Genomic DNA, 20,047 nt, shown 5'->3' on the forward strand with positions numbered 1-20,047 from the left:
AGTCTTTCTAACGTTGTCATAATCAATCAGGTTGCATCAATTATGTAAATAGTGGTTGGGATACCTGGATTTGAACCAGGGAATGCCGGCATCAAAAGCCGGTGCCTTACCGCTTGGCGATATCCCAACAGAGAAGATTAGGTTAGTAGTTAAACTAAAATAATGCATCTTTAAATATGGTGCGGACGGAGAGACTTGAACTCTCACACCTTACGGCGCCAGAACCTAAATCTGGTGCGTCTACCAATTCCGCCACGTCCGCGTTCTACTGTTTGATTATTAAGAACAATCGTTACTTAATCAATAAAGAGTAGTTATTCTATATTTTAATCGGCGAATGGTAAACCAATTAAAAGTTGTATGGTGGCTACTACGGGATTTGAACCTGTGACCCCATCATTATGAGTGATGTGCTCTAACCAGCTGAGCTAAGTAGCCAAATTGTTTCTTTCTTTCTAACTTGTCTCTCTTCCGTCTTATCGGTGAGGACGGAGCGCATTATGCTTACCAGAGGCTTATGCGTCAACACTTTTTTGAAAAAAATATGAATTCTTTGTTTGTTCGAACGGATTTTAATCAAAGCGTGCTTTTTATATGCAAAATAGAGTGATTTAGAGCAAAAGAATAAGAATAAGAGTTAGAAATAAGAAGTAGTGATATGTAAAAGATAAGAAGTAATAGGTTTTAACTGTTTGAAATATAGACAAGTAATAAAGAGGCCAGCAAATATGCTGGCCTTTTTTATTATACGTTGAAGCGGAAATGCACTACATCGCCATCTTTAACGATGTAATCTTTTCCTTCAAGGCGCCATTTGCCCGCTTCTTTAGCGCCACTTTCCCCGCCAAATTCGATAAAGTTGTCGTAACCTACAACTTCTGCACGGATGAAACCTTTTTCAAAATCAGTGTGGATTTTCCCGGCAGCTTGTGGTGCTGTAGCACCTACAGGGATAGTCCAAGCACGAACTTCTTTAACGCCCGCAGTAAAATACGTTTGTAGAGTTAATAACTCATAACCTGAACGGATAACACGGTTTAGGCCAGGTTCTTCAATTCCCATGTCAGCAAAGAATTCTTCACGATCTGCGTCGTCAAGTTCAGATAGCTCTGATTCAATGGCTGCACATACAGCAACAACTACGTTGTTTTCTGCTGCGGCATACTCACTAACAAGATCTAAATATGGGTTATTTTCAAAACCATCTTCAGCAACGTTAGCAATATACATTGTTGGTTTTAACGTTAGGAAGTTAAGGTAAGAAACCGCTGCAACTTCTTCTTTTGAAAGTTCAACCGTACGAGCCATGCCACCTTCTGTAAAAACAGGTAATAGCTTTTCAAGTACTGAAATTTCAAACTTAGCCGTTTGATCGCCGCCTTTTGCTTTTTTAGCTTGACGTAAGATTGCGCGTTCGCATGAATCTAAATCGGCAAGAGCAAGTTCAAGATTGATGATTTCGATATCTTCAATTGGTGATATTTTACCAGCAACGTGAATGATATTGTCATCTTCAAAACAGCGAACAACATGGCCAATAGCATCTGTTTCACGGATGTTAGCCAAGAATTTATTACCTAGACCTTCACCTTTAGATGCACCAGCAACCAGACCTGCAATGTCTACAAATTCCATTGTAGTTGGAAGGATACGCTCTGGATTTACGATTTTAGCTAATGCGTCTAAACGTAGATCAGGAACCGGAACCACACCAGTGTTTGGTTCAATAGTACAGAAAGGGAAGTTTGCAGCTTCAATTCCTGCTTTAGTTAGTGCGTTAAACAGTGTTGATTTACCAACGTTTGGAAGACCAACGATTCCGCATTTAAAACCCATGATGTAAACCTTATCTTTGTTATTCAGCTTTGAATGTATGTAAACGATTTTGTGCTTTACTTAATCCGTCTTTAAGCAAGATATCTAAGCAACGAGTAGATTCATCTACTGCAGCATCGATTAACTCTTGTTCTTTGGTAGGCGCTTTTCCTAAAACAAAACCGGCAACTTTGTCTTTATGGCCTGGATGGCCAATGCCAATACGAAGTCGATAAAACTCTTTCGTATTCGCTAATTTACTAATGGTATCGCGTAAGCCGTTATGACCACCGTGCCCACCACCTTTTTTGAATTTAGCAACACCAGGAGGAAGATCTAGCTCATCATGAGCAACTAAGATCTCTTCTGGTTTTATTTGATAAAACTTAGCTACTGAAGCAATAGCTTTACCTGATAAATTCATAAACGTTGTTGGGATCAACAATCGAAGATCCTGACCATTGGCTTGGATCCTACCTGTTAATCCGAAGAATTTAGTTTCTTCTCTTAATGTTACGTTATGTACACGGGCGAGTTCTTCAACGACCCATGCTCCTGCATTATGACGAGTTCTTTTATACTCAAGACCAGGGTTTGCTAGTCCAACAAGAAGTTTGATTTGATCGCTCAAAGACTTATCTCTCTATTTGGATACTAATATCATTAATAAACTTATTTAGTGTAGGTCGAACTAAAGACAATTAATGGTATTAGTATGTCCCATTAAAAAGGCGCGCCATATTAACACAAGAATTCCAAATACAAAAACGCCCCGCATATGCAGGGCGTTTTGAATAGGTTTTTGTTTGATTAGTGGTCAAACATTGCAGAGATAGACTCTTCATTGCTAATACGACGAATCGCTTCAGCTAGCATGCGAGAAAGGCTAAGTTCAGTTACTTTGCCTGTTGCTGCCATTTCTTTAGATAGAGTAATAGAGTCAGTAACAACAACTTGGTCTATTACTGAGTTTGCAATGTTTTCTGCTGCAGAACCAGAGAATACAGCGTGAGTTGCATAAGCAAATACACGTTTTGCACCGCGTTCTTTTAGGGCTTCAGCTGCTTTACATAAAGTACCGCCAGTATCAATCATGTCATCAACGATAACGCAATCGCGACCGTCAACATCACCGATAAGGTTCATTACTTCAGAAACGTTAGCACGTGGACGACGCTTATCAACGATAGCGATATCAACATCACCTAGCGCTTTAGCTGTTGCACGGGCACGAACAACGCCACCTAAGTCAGGAGAAACAACAACAGGGTTTTCTAGGCCACGGGTACGCATATCATCAAGCAGTACAGGAGTACCGAAAATGTTATCTACAGGTACGTCGAAGAAGCCTTGAATTTGTTCTGCGTGTAGATCGATAGTTAAAACGCGGTCAACACCAACGTTTGAAAGCATATCTGCAATAACTTTAGCAGTGATTGGTACACGAGCAGAACGTACACGACGGTCTTGACGAGCATAACCGAAGTAAGGGATTACTGCTGTAATACGGCCAGCAGAAGCGCGGCGAAGAGCATCGATCATTACTACTAATTCCATGATATTGTCATTAGTAGGAGCACAAGTAGACTGGATGATGAAAACATCACTACCACGTACATTCTCGTTAATTTGAACAGCTACTTCGCCGTCAGAAAAACGATCTACAGTAGCGTCACCAAGTGAAATGTATAGTCGATCAGCGATACGTTGGGCTAGTTTAGGAGTTGCATTACCAGCAAATAGCTTCATGTCAGGCACGGTGGAAACCTCAGGGTTGCGTCCAAATTGTGAGAATTTTATATTTTGCATAATGATTTATACTCTTCCAATTGGCGGTTGAGTGGCGAAGTATTTATACCTCGGGTGATAAATCCAGTTACACTATCAGAGATTAAGGAATAAACATGCTTTGCTTCTTTTTCACTGTTGAATTCAGCAAAAACACAAGCACCTGTTCCAGTTAGTCTTGATGGCGCATATTCTAACAGCCATGAAAGTTGGGAATCAACCTCTGGATACACACTTCTGACAATTTTTTCGCAATCGTTTTCGTACGGAGCGTCCAAAAGTACGTTAAGTGGCTGTTTTGGTGTGTTTCTAATCAAATCTGGGTGACTGAACACATCAACAGTAGAAATGCTCACCTCTGGTTTGATCAGTAGGTACCATTGCTCTTTAGGAGTGGCTGGTTGTAATTTCTCACCAATGCCTTCTGCAAAAGCGGAAAAACCGTGAACAAAAATGGGTACATCTGCCCCAAGTTTGACTCCTAAATCGGCTAGTACTTCATTATTTAAATTAAGTCCCCAAAGAAAATTGAGGGCAACTAATACGGTTGCTGCATTTGACGAACCACCACCAATACCACCACCCATAGGTAATATTTTTTCTATTTCAATATGCGCGCCAAAAGAGCATTGAGCGTGTTGTTGAAGTAGAGTTGCCGCTTTCCATATCAAATTGTCTTTTGTTTTAACTCCTGGAATATCAGGAGAAAGAGTGATGTCATTTGATTTGTTTGCAGTAATGATGAGGTAGTCGCATAGGTCTATGAATTGAAATAAGGTTTGTAATTCATGATAGCCATTGGCTTGTTGGCCATTGATATAAAGAAATAAATTTAATTTGGCTGGGGAAGGCCAACGAGTTGATGTTGTGATCATTGAGTAACTTTTTATCATTGAGAAACAGTCCAATTTGAAGCAATGATTTTAATGGTTGTTTTTTGTTGGGTAAGTTTCATTGAACTTGGCAGTAGTACTTGTCCTTTTTCAATATAACTATTGTAGCGTAGATGCCAATTAGTTTGGCCAATTTGTTTTACTAAATGATCCACAGTATTGAGTTCATTGAGATCGAAATCATCAGCATCGGTCGGCAACCCCTTTATCCAATCTCCTAGATAACCAATGGGAAGGTTTAATCCGGTAAGGCCGTACATTAACCGGCCAGGATCTTGTCCTTCAAAGGTTTGACCGTCACCCGTTTCAATAATGGTATGTCCTTCGGTCATTGAGGCTTTAATTACCGTTTGACCTAAAAATGTCGTAAGCAATAATTGACTACTATTCGGTTTCTGTATCCATTGGAAGTTTAAGCTGTGGCGCTCTTCTGGAGATTGGTAACCAATTTTTCCTGTGACTTGGTAACGGGAAATCGTTTCTAATTGAGTTTGGTGTTTATCCCAATTTGTAGATTGTTGTGGAGTTAGTGGCACGCTAGAGCAAGCACTAAGGAATAGCGTCAAGATGAGAATAGCAAAAGGAAAGCGAGTAAAACGAGAGCACATCATTGAAAATCTCATGCATAATTCAAAGTGGATTTTGAGATTGTAGCAAATTGTTAGCGGATTTGGAGCTAAATAGTGTTTATTGGTCACTAATTTTCCGACTGGACGCCCTCATGTCTTTTAAAATTCGGTCGCATCAAGTAAAATTCGTCCTTGTTATTTTTTTATTGGTCTGTTTGCCGAATGTCATTGCTTGTTGTTGGAATCAATCATACGTCAGCCTCTGTTGATTTGCGTGAGAAAGTCGCTTTCTCTCCAGACAAATTAACTAAGGCGTTAGATGAATTAAAAAATAGTGATGCGATTCAAAGTGGCGTAATTCTATCGACCTGTAATCGAACGGAAATTTATTGTGAAGTAAAAACCGGGGTCAGTAGTGGTTATGTTCTTAATTGGTTAGCTGAGTTTCATCGTGTTTCTTTAGATATATTAATGCCTAGTATTTATATTTATGAAGAGCAAGCCGCAGTAAAACATTTAATGCGCGTTTCGTGCGGATTAGATTCATTAGTGTTAGGCGAACCGCAAATTTTAGGTCAAGTTAAAAAAGCCTTCGCAGATGCAAGAGAGCATAATGCTGTGGAAGGGACAATTGAAAAGTTATTCCAGAGTGACTTTTCAGTAGCTAAGCGAGTTCGTACAGAAACCAATATCGGTGGTAATGCAGTCTCTGTTGCTTATGCTGCTTGTATTTTAGCTCGTCAAATTTTCGAGTCTCTTGCTGATTCTACCGTTCTTTTAGTCGGAGCCGGAGAAACTATTGAATTGGTTGCTAAGCATTTAGATGCTGCGGGTTGTAAGCAACTTATTGTTGCAAACCGTACTCGAGAGAGAGCGATGGGGCTTGCTGAGCAATTTAATGCAGATGTTATAAGTCTTCCTGAAATACCAGAATATCTACCAAAAGCAGATATCATTATCAGTTCTACAGCCAGTCCGTTACCTATTATTGGTAAAGGCATGGTTGAAAGCGCATTAAAGCAACGAAAACATCAGCCGATGCTGTTTGTTGATATTGCTGTCCCTAGAGATATAGAAGGGGAGGTCGCAGAATTAAATGATGCTTATCTGTATTCGGTAGATGATCTTAAATCGATCATTGACCACAATATTGAGCAACGAAAGATAGAAGCTATTCAAGCTGAAGCGATAGTCAGTGAAGAAAGTGCGAGCTTCATGACGTGGATCCGTTCTCGTCAAGCGGTTAATAGTATTCGTCAATATCGAGAAAATTCAGAATCAATCCGTACTGAATTATTACAAAAAAGTATTCAAGCCTTAGCTTCTGGTCAAAATGCCGAAAAAGTTTTAGCAGAGTTAAGCAATAAATTAACGAATAAACTCATTCATGCACCAACACTTGCGATGCAGCAGGCCGCCAAAAATGGTGAGCCAGATAAACTTGCTGTGATCCGTAGAAGTATTGGTCTAGACAACTAAGTGTAGCTTAGGCTACCAACATAAAGAATCAATTATAATATGAAAGCATCAATTCGAGTAAAATTGGAAACGTTAGTTGAACGTTATGAAGAAGTTCAGCATTTATTAGGTGACCCAGGCATTATTGGTGATCAAAATAAATTCCGTGCGTTATCTCGTGAATACTCTCAACTGGAAGAAGTGACACAATGCTTCCAAGCGTATGAACAAGTACAAGAAGATCTTATTGCTGCTCAAGAAATGGCACAAGAAGACGATGCTGAAATGCGTGAAATGGCGCAAGATGAAATTAAAGAAGCAAAAGAAGCAAGTGAACGTTTAACAGATGAATTACAAGTACTGCTTATTCCAAAAGATCCAAATGATGAACGTAACTGTTTCTTAGAGATCCGTGCCGGTGCTGGTGGTGATGAGGCCGGCATTTTTGCGGGTAACCTTTTCCGTATGTATTCTCGTTTTGCTGAGAAAAAAGGGTGGCGTATTGAGGTCATGAGTTCTCATGCTTCAGAGCAAGGTGGCTTTAAAGAGATGATCGCAAAAGTAAGTGGCGATGGCGCTTATGGTGTATTGAAATTTGAATCAGGTGGTCACCGAGTTCAACGCGTACCAGAAACAGAATCGCAAGGTCGTGTGCATACTTCAGCGTGTACAATTGCTGTGATGGCTGAAATCCCAGAAGCGGATTTACCAGAGATCAAAGCATCTGATTTGAAAATTGATACTTTCCGTTCATCAGGCGCGGGTGGTCAGCACGTTAACACCACCGATTCTGCTATTCGTATTACTCACTTACCTACGGGTACAGTAGTAGAGTGTCAGGACGAACGTTCACAACATAAAAACAAAGCAAAAGCGATGTCTGTTCTTGCTGCTCGTATTATTCAAGCAGAAGAAGCTCGTCGTGCCGCTGTTGTTTCTGATACGCGTCGTAATCTATTAGGTTCGGGTGACCGTTCAGACCGTATTCGTACGTATAACTACCCACAAGGTCGCGTATCTGATCACCGTATTAACCTGACTATCTACCGTTTGAATGAAGTGATGGAAGGGGATCTAGCCGCGTTGATCGAACCTGTTGTATTAGAATATCAAGCAGACCAACTTGCTGCGCTAGCTGAAAATAACTAATGAATCAATCTATTGAAGCGCTGTTAAAGCATTCAATTCAATTGCTGCAACTTGGGGGGAGTGATTCTCCTCAGGTTGATGCCTCTGTGCTGCTGTGTCATATTTTAGATAAACCAAGAAGCTACCTGTTGACTTGGCCTGAAAAAGAGCTAACTGATACAGAGCTAACAGCATTTGAATCGTTACTTTCCCGTCGCCTTTCTGGTGAACCTATTGCTTACATCGTAGGTTATAGAGAATTTTGGTCATTACCACTTAAAGTTTCCCCTACAACATTAATTCCTCGCCCTGATACAGAGCGTTTAGTTGAGATTGCTCTAGACCACCTTGATGAATTATCAACAAAGGTATTAGATTTAGGAACAGGGACTGGTGCGATAGCATTAGCGATTGCTTCTGAAATGCCTGCTATTAGTGTTATTGGTGTTGATTATCAACAAGATGCAGTTGAATTAGCGCAAGCTAATGCCAAAGGTAACCATATTATGAATACTGAATTTCGCCAGGGAAGTTGGTTTGCGCCAATTAAACCCGATGAACAGTTTTCTATTATTGTGAGCAATCCACCTTATATTGATGGAAATGATCCTCATTTATCTCAAGGTGATGTACGGTTCGAACCTCAAACAGCATTAGTTGCAGAGCAAGAAGGCTTTGCCGATTTAATTCATATTATGGAACATAGCCGAAATCATTTAGTTGATAATGGCTGGTTGCTTATGGAACATGGCTTTGAACAAGGTAAGCGACTACGTACTTATTTTGAAGCGCATGGCTTTGATAATGTCAAAACAGAACAAGATTATGCTGGTAATGACCGTGTTACGTTAGGTCAATGGTCAGTAAACACAGAGAATAAAGGATAATTCATGTATACCGCTGTTAAACATATTCACCTATTTATGATTGCTTGTAGCGTACTGCTATTTGTTGTTCGCTATGTATTAATGATGGTTGATTCAGATCTTCGTAATAAAGCATTTTTAAAACGCGTTCCTCATGTTGTTGATACGGCAATGCTATTAAGTGGCGTTGCACTTATTTTTATAACTGGATTCATTCCATTTACAGGTGCAGCTCCTTGGTTAACTGAGAAATTGACTTGTGTTTTGGTTTATATCGCTCTGGGGTTTGTCACTCTAGGAAGCAGTAAAAACAAAGTATTTAAAACATTTGCCTTCCTTGGCGCATTAGGTTGGTTGATGGTTGCAGCTAATATCGCGATGACGAAAGCGACATTTCTGGGGTAAATATGTTTCAGTTGCTTGGTGAAAATTTAGAAGACCTTAATCTTGTAGCTGGGGCTTTAGCGCTTAATTTAGCGATTAATCCTGAAATACAAAGACTACGAGTTGACATCAAACTACGAGAAATGTGTATTGAGGCAGAACAAGCGTTAGTTCATGAAATTAATGATGAGCAGCGCTTAGAGCAGTTGATTCATCTTTTTTATGTAGAATGGGGTTTCCAAGGTGATACTGATTCTTACTTCAACTCTGAAAATGCATTTATTGATTATGTGCTTGAGAGTAAGAAGGGTATCCCAGTTACGTTAGGTGCTATTTTTTTGCACTTATGTGAATACGTAAATCTGCCAGTTAGTGCGATTAATTTTCCCACTCAGTTAGTATTGAAAGTCGAATGGCCAAATCAAGCACCTCTTTATTTGAATCCATTTGATGGGCAATATGTTAGTACGCATTTGATGACCGCATGGCTTATTGGCTATGGTGGCCCATTAGCACAAATATTACCGGTGCATTTAGAATCAATAGATAATCCAACATTAATTGGGCGTTTACTAGCTGTGATTAAAACGGCGTGCATTAGAGAGCGTAAGTTTTCATTTGCATTAACGTGTAGTGATCTTGCATTGAGTATGGTGCCAGATGATCCCTTTGAGATCCGCGATAGAGGATTAATCTATCAGCAACTACACTGTAATGATGTCGCTAAAAATGATTTAATCTATTTTATTGAACAGTGCCCTAATGATCCTTCAGCGATGCTGATGAAGAAGCAAGTTCAATTATTATTAGAACAACACCCTACCGTTCTCCATTAAGAGTGAAGATAATGCAAAATCAAAAAACAGTAAAAATTGGCAATATCGATGTAGCAAATGATAAGCCGTTTACCTTATTTGCAGGTATGAATGTATTAGAGTCTCGTGATTTGGCTATGCGCATGTGTGAGACTTACGTAGAGATCACTGATCGATTAGGCATCCCATACGTATTTAAAGCGTCTTTTGATAAAGCAAACCGTTCGTCAGTTCATTCATACCGCGGCCCTGGTATGGAAGAAGGTCTAAAGATTTTTCAAGAATTGAAAGATACGTTTGGTGTAAAAATTATTACGGATATCCATACAGAGGCACAAGCTCAACCTGTTGCTGATGTGGTGGACGTAATTCAACTTCCAGCTTTCCTTGCTCGTCAAACTGATTTAGTTGAGACAATGGCTAGAACAGGTGCTGTCATTAACGTGAAAAAACCACAATTCATGAGCCCTGATCAAGTGGGTAATATTGTTGATAAGTTTGCTGAGTGTGGTAACGAAAATATCATACTTTGTGAGCGTGGTTCATGCATGGGTTACGACAACCTAGTGGTTGATATGCTTGGCTTTGGTGTGATGAAAAAAGTATCAAATGGTAGCCCAATCATTTTTGATGTGACGCATTCTTTACAGAATCGCGATCCAAGTGGTAAAGCCTCTGGTGGACGTCGTTCACAAACGGTTGAACTTGCTAAAGCAGGTTTAGCGACGGGTATTGCGGGTTTATTTATTGAAGCTCACCCAACGCCAGATAAAGCACTGTGTGACGGTCCTTCTGCATTACCATTAGATCAACTAGAACCTTTCTTAAAACAAATGAAAGCGTTAGATGACTTAATTAAAGGCTTTGAGCACATCGATATTAAATAATATTGTTGCGAGTCTATAAATAAAAAAGCCCAAGAGATTTTCTTGGGCTTTTTTGTATTTAGAATAGGGCGTGCTTATTTATTCATTACTCAGCATTTGTTGGAGTAAACCAATCTAATTTATGATGCAAGGTCGTTACGCTACCGACGACAATTAAAGAAGGACTAATCGCATTTTTTGCCATTTGAGCTAATTCTGAAATAGTACCGGTAAAGACTTTCTGTTTTTGAGTCGTACCACGTTCAATAATAGCGCAAGGGGTATCTGCAGATAAACCGTGCTCGATCAGCTGAGTTGAAATATGAGAAGATTGTTTTAGTCCCATATAAAATACCAGCGTGTTGTTTGAACGAGCCAATGCATCCCATTCAATTTCTGCTCCATCTTTTTGAACATGAGCGGTAATAAATTGCACGCTTTGAGCATGGTCTCGATGTGTTAGTGGGATCCCCGCATAAGAGGTCGCGCCTGCTGCGGCTGTAATTCCTGGAACCACTTCAAATTGAACCCCATTTTCTGCAAGCGTTTCTAATTCTTCACCGCCACGGCCAAAGATAAAGGAATCTCCGCCTTTAAGGCGAACAACGTGTTTACCTTCTTGGGCTTTATCAACCAATATTTGATTAATTTTGTCTTGAGGGACGAAATGAAAATCGAGTTTCTTACCGACATAAATCATTTCAGCAGTATCATTTGCGAGCGCTAAGATTTCTTTAGAGACAAGGCGATCATACACAACTACATCGGCTTGTTGTATTAAGCGGTAACCTTTTACGGTTAAGAGATCGGCATCACCAGGACCTGCACCAACAAGAGAAACAAATCCGTTTTGTTTTTTTTGCTCAGACTGAGCTTGAATACTTGGCATAATAGGGTTCCAGAATAATATGTGAATATTGACGCTGACTCCATTATGTAAGAGTCGATAAAAAAAATCACCCTTAATACCAGATCAAGAGTGATTTTATTTGAATGAGTTATAACAAATGCGATGACTTATTTTTCTGTTATTTAAGATCCAATGATGGTGCAGTTTTTGCGTGTGTTAGGTACAGAGGAATACACGTAAATAGAAGGCCACCCACAAGGTTGCCAAGCAGCGTTGGAATTAAGTTCCAGTTTAACCAATCCATAATAGTGAAATCAGCACCCAGCATCATACCTAATGGGAATAGGAACATGTTAACTACGGCGTGTTCAAATACTAATGCAAAGAAAATAAAGATTGGAAGCCACATTGCTGCAATCTTACCTGCAACAGAGCGAGCCGTCATATTGCCGATAACGCCTAAACATACCATTAGGTTACAAAGAATTGCTTTGACAAATACGGTGATCCAACCATCCATACCATGTGCGGCGTAACCCATAGTACGGCTTGTTGCTGCTGCGATGAATTTTTGGCCTACTGCGCCTGCTTCAACACTAAAGTTCATAGTAAAAACAAGTGCAATAAGAAAAGCAACAAGTAGAGAACCGATTAGGTTACCAAGACCAACCCATCCCCACGTTCTGAAGATTCGACCCCAAGTGATGCCAGGACGGTTATCAAACTTAGCAAGTGGTGCAAGACCAAAAACACCCGTTAATAAGTCGTAGCCCATAAGACTCAGAATACAAAAACCGACAGGGAAGACTAAAGCGCCAACAATACCAACACCGGTTTGCACAATTGTTGTAATCGCAACGACAACAGCAAGAGAAAGGATGATACCCGCCATCGTGCCACGTAAAAGAAGATCACGACTTGATGTTTTTACTTTTGCTTCGCCAACATCGATCATTGTTTGAACTAATTCAGCAGGTTTTACATAAGACATAAGAGTCCCTTTATTAAAAGTTAAAGATTAAAATTAGATAGGAAAGGGCTCCTAGGTGAGGCTAGAAACCCTTGAACTATCGAATCTCAGTTTATGCTGCGATTTCTACGGTATTTTTAATGACTCGAACGTTATACGCTTTTACGTTAAAGCGTTCGTCTTCCATACAAACCCCAGTAGTAAGGTTAAAGCGTTGTTTCTTCAATGGGCTTGCAACCCAAAGTTCGCCTTGGTGTTGAACGGTAAGGCCACGAGACAATACGTTAGAGTTTGCAAATGGGTCACGATTACTGATAGCAAACACTTTGTCATCAGCGTTTGGACGAAATATCGCCACTTGCTCACCGTTAATTAATGCACAAACGCCTGTACCTGGAATGATGTCGTCTAGTGGACAGATTTTTTGGAATTTAGTCGTCATGATTATTTCTCCACACTTGTTTCTGTTAGAGCAACATGCAAGATATCGCCTTTCGCGTTTGGATTTTTCTCTGTATACGTTGCTGGGCGGTGTTGTTCGCGGCCATCAGAAACAAATACAACATTATCATCGCGTTCTTCAGAGTTAATGAAGTGAGAGAAACGTTTTAGTTGAGCTTCATCATTAATGGTGTCTGTCCATTCACAGCTGAAGTTATTAATCAGTGATGCAACATCAGTTTCAAGTTGGTCGTTAATACCAAGCTTATTATCCACAATCACTTCACGTAAATAATCAACGCCACCTTCAAGGTTATCCATCCATACTGACGTACGTTGCAGTGGAGCTGCTGTTCTAATGTAGAACATCATGAAACGGTCGATGTATTTAATCAGCGTTTCTTGGTCTAGATCCGTTGCTAACAAGTCAGCGTGACGAGGTTTCATTCCCCCATTACCACACACGTACATGTTCCAACCCGCATCGGTTGCAATGATGCCTAAATCTTTACCTTGTGCTTCTGCACATTCACGCGTACAACCCGAGACACCAAACTTCATTTTATGAGGAGTACGAATACCTTTGTAGCGATTCTCAAGTGCTACGCCCAAGCCTACAGAGTCTTGAACACCGTAACGACACCATGTTGAACCAACACACGTCTTAGCCATACGTAAGGCTTTACCGTAAGCTTGTCCTGTCTCGTAGCCGGCCTCAATGAGCTTTTTCCAAATTGTTGGAAGATCGTCTTTTTGAGCACCGAATAGACCGATACGTTGAGCACCTGTAATTTTAGTGTAAAGATTATATTCAGCAGCAACGGCCGCTAATGCACTTAGTGCTTGTGGTGTGACTTCACCACCAGCCATACGTGGAATGACCGAGTAAGTACCGTCTTTTTGAATGTTACCTAAGAAGTTATCGTTGGTATCGTGCAGTTTAACTAATGCTGGTTTAAGGATGTGTTCACCCCAGCAAGAAGCAAGAATAGAACCGGCAAGTGGTTTACATACTTCACAGCCATAGCCTTTACCATATTTCTCTAATAGCTCATCGAATGTCTTGATTTCTTCGATGCGGATTAGGTGAAATAATTCTTGGCGAGAATAAGCAAAATGCTCACATACGTCACTTTTTACTTCGATGCCTGATTTTGCTAACTCAGCATTAAGAACGGAAGTTACCAGAGGGATACAACCCCCACAGCCCGTACCCGCTCCAGTAACCGCCTTAATATCTGCCATCGTGTGATGACCATCTGCAACCGCTTGAGCAATTTTTCCTTTAGTTACATCAAAACAAGAACAGATAACCGCTGTTTCTGGTAAAGAGTCAGCGCCTAATGATGGTTTTTCTGCACCCGCATGCGCAGGAAGGATCAGAAGATCTGGATGTTCAGGAAGATCAATGTCATTCAGTTTAAGTTGCAGTAAGTCGCCATAATCAGACGTATCTCCAACCATTACTGCACCCAGTAATTTCTTACCGTCTTCAGAAACGATAATGCGCTTATACACTTCCTGTTCTTCGTTTTGGTAAACGTAGCTCTTACAACCAGGAGTTCGCCCATTTGCGTCACCAATTGAACCTACTTTAACGCCAAGTAATTTCAATTTAGCACTCATGTCAGCACCTTCAAATGCACTGTCATTGCCTAATAAATGGTCAACGGCAACCGTTGCCATTTTATAACCAGGGGCAACCAGACCGTAGAAAGTACGGTTCCAAGAAGCACATTCGCCAATCGCGTATACATTGCTATCTGTTGTTTGGCAGTTATTATTGATTTCAACTCCACCACGAGGAGCAACACCTAAGCCCATTTGACGAGCTAATTTATCTTGAGGGCGAATACCTGCAGAGAAGACGATGAAATCAGTTTCAAGTTCAGTACCGTCAGCAAAACGCATGACATTACGTGCATCTTTGCCTTCTGGAACGATTTCTAATGTATTTTTGCTCGTATGAACTTGAACCCCCATACGTTCGATTTTATTACGCAGCTGTAAGCCACCTTGTTGATCCAGTTGCTCTGCCATTAATACAGGAGCAAATTCAACAACATGTGTTGTAACGCCTAATGCTTTAAGTGCGCCAGCGGCTTCAAGTCCAAGCAGGCCACCACCAATAACAACACCACTTTTACTGTTTTTAGCGGTAGCTTCGATAGATTTAAGATCTTCAATCGTGCGGTACACAAAACAGTCTTTACTTTCGTTACCTTTAATTGGTGGAACGAATGGAAAAGAGCCAGTAGCAAGAACGAGTTTGTCGTATTGAATTTCACGACCAGTACTTGAATAAACCACTTGTTTCTCACGGTTAATGTTAATGGCACGTTCGCCAATTAATACATTAAGGCCGTGCTTTTCATAGAATCCTTCTTTTACAAGAGAGAGGTCATCAGCAGTATGATGAGAAAAGTAAGAGGAAAGGTGAACACGATCATAAGCGATACGTGGTTCTTCACAGAACACCGTGATATCCATATTTTGAACATCTGTTTTCTCTACTAAATCTTCGATATAGCGATGACCAACCATGCCATTACCGATGATAACTAGTTTCATCTTGCTCATAAGAATTCCTATTATATTTGATATGCATATATGATGAATTATGAATGATTATGTAGATATGACGTGGATCAATTACGAAATAAAACTACCCTAAAGGGGTAATCATTAATTGGTTTAGGTGTTTATTACTTTTAAATCAATTAATTAACTGTAGCACGTAGCTTGTGTGTGTAGTTTATTTACAATATATGGGGGGATATTCGGAATTTTGGTGTGTTTATAGGTGTAATTATGAAAAAAAAAGACAGAATATGAGTGTCATATTCTGTCTTTTTATAAGGAACCGTATAAATATTAAGGGTTATAACTTAAATCGTTCGATCTCTTGTTTTAGTTCATTTGACAGCTCAGAAAGTTCAGAGGCTTGAATTACTGATTGTTTCGTTTCTTCTGTTAGTTCATTTGAAACATCACGAACGGCTTCTGTATTGCGTGTAATTTCTTCGGTTACTGATGATTGCTCTTCTGCTGCTGCGGCAATTTGTGCTGCCATATCACTAATTTGTGTTACTGAGTTTGTGATTTGCAATAGACTTGCTGAGGCAGATTGAGCATCTTCAACACTGGTATTTGCTAATGTTTGACTGTCTTGCATGATCCCAACGGCTTTTTGAGTGGTTCCTTGTAGCGTTTCAATCATTTGTTGAATTTCTTGAGTCGATGCATGAGTACGTTGACTCAAGATACGAACCTCATCAGCTACCACAGCAAAACCACGACCTTGTTCGCCAGCTCGAGCTGCTTCAATGGCCGCATTCAGTGCAAGCAAGTTAGTTTGTTCTGCAATGTTTTGGATAGTTGAAAGAATCGTATTGATATTTTGAGCGTTGTGATGAAGCTCTTCAATCACGCCTGTCGCTGTTTCAACTTCTTTTGCTAAGTTATCAATTGAGTGTTGGCTTTGGCCTACCTGCTCTGCACCATGGTTTGATGCCGTAACCGTTTCTTCTGCGGTTTGAGCCGTATTATCAGCATTGCCTGCAATCTCTTGCGTTGCTGCAGCCATTTCATTAATCGCTGTAGCGACCATGTTAATCTCATCCATCTGATGTTGGATGCGAACATTACGTTCTTCAGCACTTTCTGCGGTTGAGTTTGCTTGTCTAGCTAAAGTTGTAGAGATATCGCGTAGGCGACACACCATTGAATGCATATTTCCGACAAAGGTATTGAAATTAATTGCTAGTTGACCAACTTCGTCATTACTGTTTGGTTCTAGACGTTGTGTTAAATCACCTTCACCTGATGAAATTTCAGCAAGCGCATCAGATACTCGAAGTAGATCTCTAAATAGGACGTTAACCAAGGTGGTTACACCAATAGCAACAATTACTGTTAATACAATGCTTAGTAGGATGATTTCACGAAGCAATGCGCTGTGCGCGGCTTCTTCAGTTGCTTGTGTCATCTCAACGGCAAATGTCCATTTTGTATTAGGTACTTTTGCAAAATAAACCAGTTTATTACTGCCGTTGATTTCTGCGAATTCAATGGTTTTTGAATTGATGGATTCTTGAATGCTTTGTGGAGACATGTCTGAGAAATAACGGTTTACGTCTTTCTTGATCAGGGATTTGTTTGGGTGCGCTAAGAAAGTACCATCGCTATCAATCAGCATTGTGATGGTGTCTTTACCTGCGTCTAAGCTGATAACATCATCAATCAGTTGGTCGATAAGCACATCAGCACCAATGACACCTAAGAAGGTACCATTCTTATAAACAGGTTCAGCAATGGTTACCAGAAGAGATTGGGTAATTGCATCTTGATATGCTGAAGTAATGATTTGCTGGTTTTCGCGTTGTGCTTCTTGATACCAAGGACGTTGGCGAGGATCGTAATCAGCACGATTTCTTTCAGGATGAGAGCGGTGCATATCCCCTTGAGGTGTGCCAAAGAAAATATCATCGAATCCACCGGCTTTACGGCTAAGTTGTAAAAAAGAAACAATGTCACTTTCTTGAGTGTAATCATTGGTAGCGTGAGCGATTTCAGCTTTAATCGATATCCAATTTGATATCCCGGTAGTGGCTGCCGAAGTAACACTCTCTGCGCGCGAATAAACACCGTTGCGAGTTTGTTCAAAAAGTTGATTAGAAGCCAGCCAAGTTAGGGCTGAAGCGGTAACAACAACAGCGAGTACACTCGCGCCTATTAGCTTATGTTTTAGTTTCATAGTTTTACCTAAATCCGTGGGTTAAATGTTGCAATTACACTCGTTTTTATATTGAGTACTTTGTAAGTACTGGTTTTGTTATCGGAAATATCTGACAAAACTTAACTGTTTTATTTTTATTTTTATTTTTCATATTAATGATTTTTATTATTTTCAATAAGTCATTGAGTAGGCTAGCACTTGCTTTGTTTACTAAATATTCAATTAATGGTGGTTTACTTTTTTTTACCTATTTATCAATCATTTTTAGTGATCTAATAGACATATTTATGAGATCAATGTGAGAGTGCACAATAATTCTTTTAAACTTGGTCTGGTTATTGACTTGTTCACTGCATTACAGTTTGAATCGGTCTAGATTATTTTCTTTGAATTAATGGTGAAACATGATGGAACGTCTTTCTCTAAAAACAGCGATAGCAGCGGCATTACTAACGACACTTGCGGGTTGTGCAACGACAACTGAGCACGCGTGGCAAGAAGATACTACGTATAAGCTAACGGTATTACATACAAACGATAACCATGGTCGTTTTTGGCAAAATAAATACGGTGAATATGGCATGGCTGCTCGTAAAACGCTGATTGATGAATTACGTGCAGAAGTTCAAGCCGAAGGTGGCAGTGTACTTTTACTTTCTGGTGGTGATATTAATACTGGTGTCCCAGAATCTGATCTTCAAGATGCTGAACCTGATTTTAAAGGCATGAATAAAATTGGTTATGATGCGATTGCATTAGGTAATCATGAGTTTGATAACCCATTAGATATTCTTCAAAAGCAAATCAACTGGGCAGAGTTCCCAATGTTGTCTGCAAACATTTATGACAAAGAAACTGGTGAGCGTAAATATCAAGCTTATGAAATCTTTGAAAAACAAGGTATCAAAATCGCAGTTATTGGTTTTACAACTGAAGATACCGCAAAGATTGGTAACCCTGAATATATTGCTGAATTAGAGTTCCGCGATCCAAAAGAAGAAGCGAAAAAAGTAATTGCAGAATTAGAAGTAAATGAAAAGCCAGATCTTATCTTTGCAGTAACGCATATGGGTCACTATGAGAATGGTCAACGTGGTATCAATGCTCCTGGTGATGTGGCATTAGCGCGTTCACTTGAGTTAGGTGAACTAGATATGATTGTGGGTGGTCACTCACAAGAGCCTGTGTGTATGGAAGGCCCAAATGTCGCTAAGAAAAACTTCAAGCCGGGCGATGAGTGTCAACCAGATCAACAAAACGGTACTTGGATTGTTCAAGCACACGAGTGGGGTAAGTATGTAGGTAAAGCTGATTTTGAATTCCGTAATGGTGAATTAGAAATGGTAAGCTATAACCTAATCCCTGTTAACTTGAAGAAAAAGATTAAAGTCGACGGGAAAAGCCAGCGTGTTTTCATTCAAGATGAAATCAAGCAAGACAGTGAATTACTTGCATTCTTAACGCCTTACCAAGAAAAAGGTCAAGGTCAGTTGAATGTGAAAATTGCATCGACTAACGGCAAATTAGAAGGCGATCGTAATATAGTACGTTTTGAACAGACTAACTTAGGTCGTTTAATTGCTCAGTCTCATATGGAGCGTGCGAAAGCTGACTTTGCTGTGATGAATTCTGGTGGTGTTCGTGATTCTATTGAAGGTGGTGATGTAACGTATAAAGATGTTCTAACAGTGCAGCCATTTGGTAATATCGTGACTTACACTGATATGACGGGTAAGGAAGTATTAGATTACCTAAATGTAGTTGGAACAAAACCAGCAGATTCTGGCGCTTATGCACAGTTCGCAGGTATTAAAATGACAGTAGAAAACGGTAAAGTGTCTAATGTATTTATCGGTGGTAAGCAATTACGTTTAGATAAAACATACCGCTTTACGGTACCAAGTTACAATGCCGCTGGTGGTGATGGTTACCCGAAAATATCGGATCACCCAGGTTATGTAAATACGGGTTTTGTTGATGCTGAAGTACTTAAAGAATTCTTAGAAACAAATAGCCCAATTGATATAAATGAATTTGCCCCTCGTGGTGAGATTACTTATAAGTAATTTTTAAAAGAAGAATAAGCCTCTGATTCATTATAGTTTCAGAGGCTTTTGTTTATGAATTCAACAGTTTGTTGTTTTTGTAAGCGAACAGAAAGAAAAAACAAAATAATGCTTGTCAAAAAACTCATAGACAGTATTATAGCCCTCGTTGACACGGACAAGGTCTTTGTTTAACAGCTCGGTGAATAGCGCAGCTTGGTAGCGCATCTGGTTTGGGACCAGAGGGTCGGGGGTTCGAATCCCTCTTCACCGACCACTTTTAAGAAAGCCGCATCAGAAATGATGCGGCTTTTTTGCGTTTGTAATATCGTACTAATATTAGTTACTTATTTTATGTAATAAATAGGTATTGATAGCGATCAATACCTATTATGCGTCAAAGACCCTAGACCCTAGACCC

General features: G+C 39.9%; 17 protein-coding genes and 4 tRNA genes. 8 read left to right on the forward strand and 13 right to left on the reverse strand.

Annotation, left to right across the window (positions count from 1 at the left end; all coding sequences use genetic code 11):
* Positions 1 to 52: 52 nt before the first annotated feature.
* The 8 genes from A6E06_RS01995 to lolB form a co-directional block, all read right to left on the reverse strand.
* Positions 53 to 127 (reverse strand) — tRNA-Gln (locus A6E06_RS01995).
* 50 nt (positions 128 to 177) lie between these two features.
* Positions 178 to 262, reverse strand: a tRNA-Leu gene (locus A6E06_RS02000).
* Between the two features lie 99 nt (positions 263 to 361).
* Positions 362 to 438, reverse strand: a tRNA-Met gene (locus A6E06_RS02005).
* A gap of 306 nt (positions 439 to 744) precedes the next feature.
* A complete protein-coding gene (gene ychF, locus A6E06_RS02010; RefSeq protein ID WP_065591395.1) occupies positions 745 to 1,836 on the reverse strand; it encodes a redox-regulated ATPase YchF in 1,092 nt (363 codons plus the stop codon).
* A gap of 19 nt (positions 1,837 to 1,855) precedes the next feature.
* Positions 1,856 to 2,446: an aminoacyl-tRNA hydrolase gene (gene pth / locus A6E06_RS02015; RefSeq protein WP_065591396.1), complete on the reverse strand. Its 591-nt coding sequence runs from the start codon at positions 2,444 to 2,446 to the stop codon at positions 1,856 to 1,858.
* A gap of 179 nt (positions 2,447 to 2,625) precedes the next feature.
* Entirely contained in the window at positions 2,626 to 3,573 is a 948-nt protein-coding gene (locus A6E06_RS02020) for a ribose-phosphate pyrophosphokinase (RefSeq protein ID WP_065591809.1), read from the reverse strand.
* A 38-nt stretch (positions 3,574 to 3,611) separates the two neighbouring features.
* On the reverse strand, positions 3,612 to 4,478 hold the full coding sequence (gene ispE, locus A6E06_RS02025) for a 4-(cytidine 5'-diphospho)-2-C-methyl-D-erythritol kinase (protein WP_065591810.1): 867 nt from the start codon (positions 4,476 to 4,478) through the stop codon (positions 3,612 to 3,614).
* A gap of 14 nt (positions 4,479 to 4,492) precedes the next feature.
* The gene (gene lolB / locus A6E06_RS02030; RefSeq protein ID WP_255310655.1) at positions 4,493 to 5,119 is read right to left on the reverse strand and encodes a lipoprotein insertase outer membrane protein LolB; all 627 of its coding nucleotides are present in this window, start codon (positions 5,117 to 5,119) and stop codon (positions 4,493 to 4,495) included.
* Positions 5,120 to 5,287: 168 nt separating this feature from the next.
* Here lolB and hemA point away from each other — a divergent pair, with 168 nt between their 5' ends.
* Genes hemA through kdsA form a run of 6 tightly spaced genes read left to right on the forward strand, consistent with a single transcriptional unit; the run spans position 5,288 to position 10,603 of the window.
* The gene (hemA, locus tag A6E06_RS02035) at positions 5,288 to 6,544 is read left to right on the forward strand and encodes a glutamyl-tRNA reductase (RefSeq protein WP_065591397.1); all 1,257 of its coding nucleotides are present in this window, start codon (positions 5,288 to 5,290) and stop codon (positions 6,542 to 6,544) included.
* A 39-nt stretch (positions 6,545 to 6,583) separates the two neighbouring features.
* Positions 6,584 to 7,672, forward strand: coding sequence for a peptide chain release factor 1 (gene prfA / locus A6E06_RS02040; protein WP_065591398.1), 1,089 nt, complete (start codon positions 6,584 to 6,586; stop codon positions 7,670 to 7,672).
* Complete coding sequence (gene prmC, locus A6E06_RS02045) at positions 7,672 to 8,538, forward strand: peptide chain release factor N(5)-glutamine methyltransferase (protein WP_065591399.1); 867 nt, start codon at positions 7,672 to 7,674, stop codon at positions 8,536 to 8,538. Before prfA ends, prmC begins: the two co-directional genes overlap by 1 nt.
* Before the next feature lie 3 nt (positions 8,539 to 8,541).
* Positions 8,542 to 8,922, forward strand: coding sequence for a SirB2 family protein (locus A6E06_RS02050; RefSeq protein WP_065591400.1), 381 nt, complete (start codon positions 8,542 to 8,544; stop codon positions 8,920 to 8,922).
* 2 nt (positions 8,923 to 8,924) lie between these two features.
* The gene (locus A6E06_RS02055) at positions 8,925 to 9,737 is read left to right on the forward strand and encodes a SirB1 family protein (RefSeq protein WP_065591401.1); all 813 of its coding nucleotides are present in this window, start codon (positions 8,925 to 8,927) and stop codon (positions 9,735 to 9,737) included.
* An 11-nt stretch (positions 9,738 to 9,748) separates the two neighbouring features.
* Entirely contained in the window at positions 9,749 to 10,603 is an 855-nt protein-coding gene (kdsA, locus tag A6E06_RS02060) for a 3-deoxy-8-phosphooctulonate synthase (RefSeq protein ID WP_012549587.1), read from the forward strand.
* 85 nt (positions 10,604 to 10,688) lie between these two features.
* On the opposite strand, the gene cobA is transcribed toward kdsA, so the two are convergent.
* The 5 genes from cobA to A6E06_RS02085 all read right to left on the reverse strand — a co-directional run bounded on the left by cobA (position 10,689) and on the right by A6E06_RS02085 (position 17,599).
* Entirely contained in the window at positions 10,689 to 11,471 is a 783-nt protein-coding gene (gene cobA, locus A6E06_RS02065) for a uroporphyrinogen-III C-methyltransferase (RefSeq protein ID WP_065591402.1), read from the reverse strand.
* Positions 11,472 to 11,610: 139 nt separating this feature from the next.
* Entirely contained in the window at positions 11,611 to 12,423 is an 813-nt protein-coding gene (locus tag A6E06_RS02070) for a formate/nitrite transporter family protein (RefSeq protein WP_023603619.1), read from the reverse strand.
* Between the two features lie 91 nt (positions 12,424 to 12,514).
* A complete protein-coding gene (nirD, locus tag A6E06_RS02075; RefSeq protein WP_017023123.1) occupies positions 12,515 to 12,844 on the reverse strand; it encodes a nitrite reductase small subunit NirD in 330 nt (109 codons plus the stop codon).
* Positions 12,845 to 12,846: 2 nt separating this feature from the next.
* A complete protein-coding gene (gene nirB, locus A6E06_RS02080; RefSeq protein ID WP_065591403.1) occupies positions 12,847 to 15,423 on the reverse strand; it encodes a nitrite reductase large subunit NirB in 2,577 nt (858 codons plus the stop codon).
* 301 nt (positions 15,424 to 15,724) lie between these two features.
* Positions 15,725 to 17,599 (reverse strand): methyl-accepting chemotaxis protein, encoded by a 1,875-nt coding sequence (locus A6E06_RS02085; protein WP_065591404.1) that lies wholly within the window; start codon positions 17,597 to 17,599, stop codon positions 15,725 to 15,727.
* A gap of 386 nt (positions 17,600 to 17,985) precedes the next feature.
* Between A6E06_RS02085 and ushA the strand changes: the two genes are divergently transcribed.
* Together ushA and A6E06_RS02095 are read left to right on the forward strand one after the other, a co-directional pair.
* Complete coding sequence (gene ushA, locus A6E06_RS02090) at positions 17,986 to 19,647, forward strand: bifunctional UDP-sugar hydrolase/5'-nucleotidase UshA (RefSeq protein WP_065591405.1); 1,662 nt, start codon at positions 17,986 to 17,988, stop codon at positions 19,645 to 19,647.
* Positions 19,648 to 19,826: 179 nt separating this feature from the next.
* Positions 19,827 to 19,903 (forward strand) — tRNA-Pro (locus tag A6E06_RS02095).
* The last annotated feature ends 144 nt before the right edge of the window (positions 19,904 to 20,047 follow it).

It is taken from the genome of Aliivibrio sp. 1S175 (genome assembly GCF_001690985.1).
Taxonomy (GTDB): Bacteria; Pseudomonadota; Gammaproteobacteria; order Enterobacterales; family Vibrionaceae; genus Aliivibrio.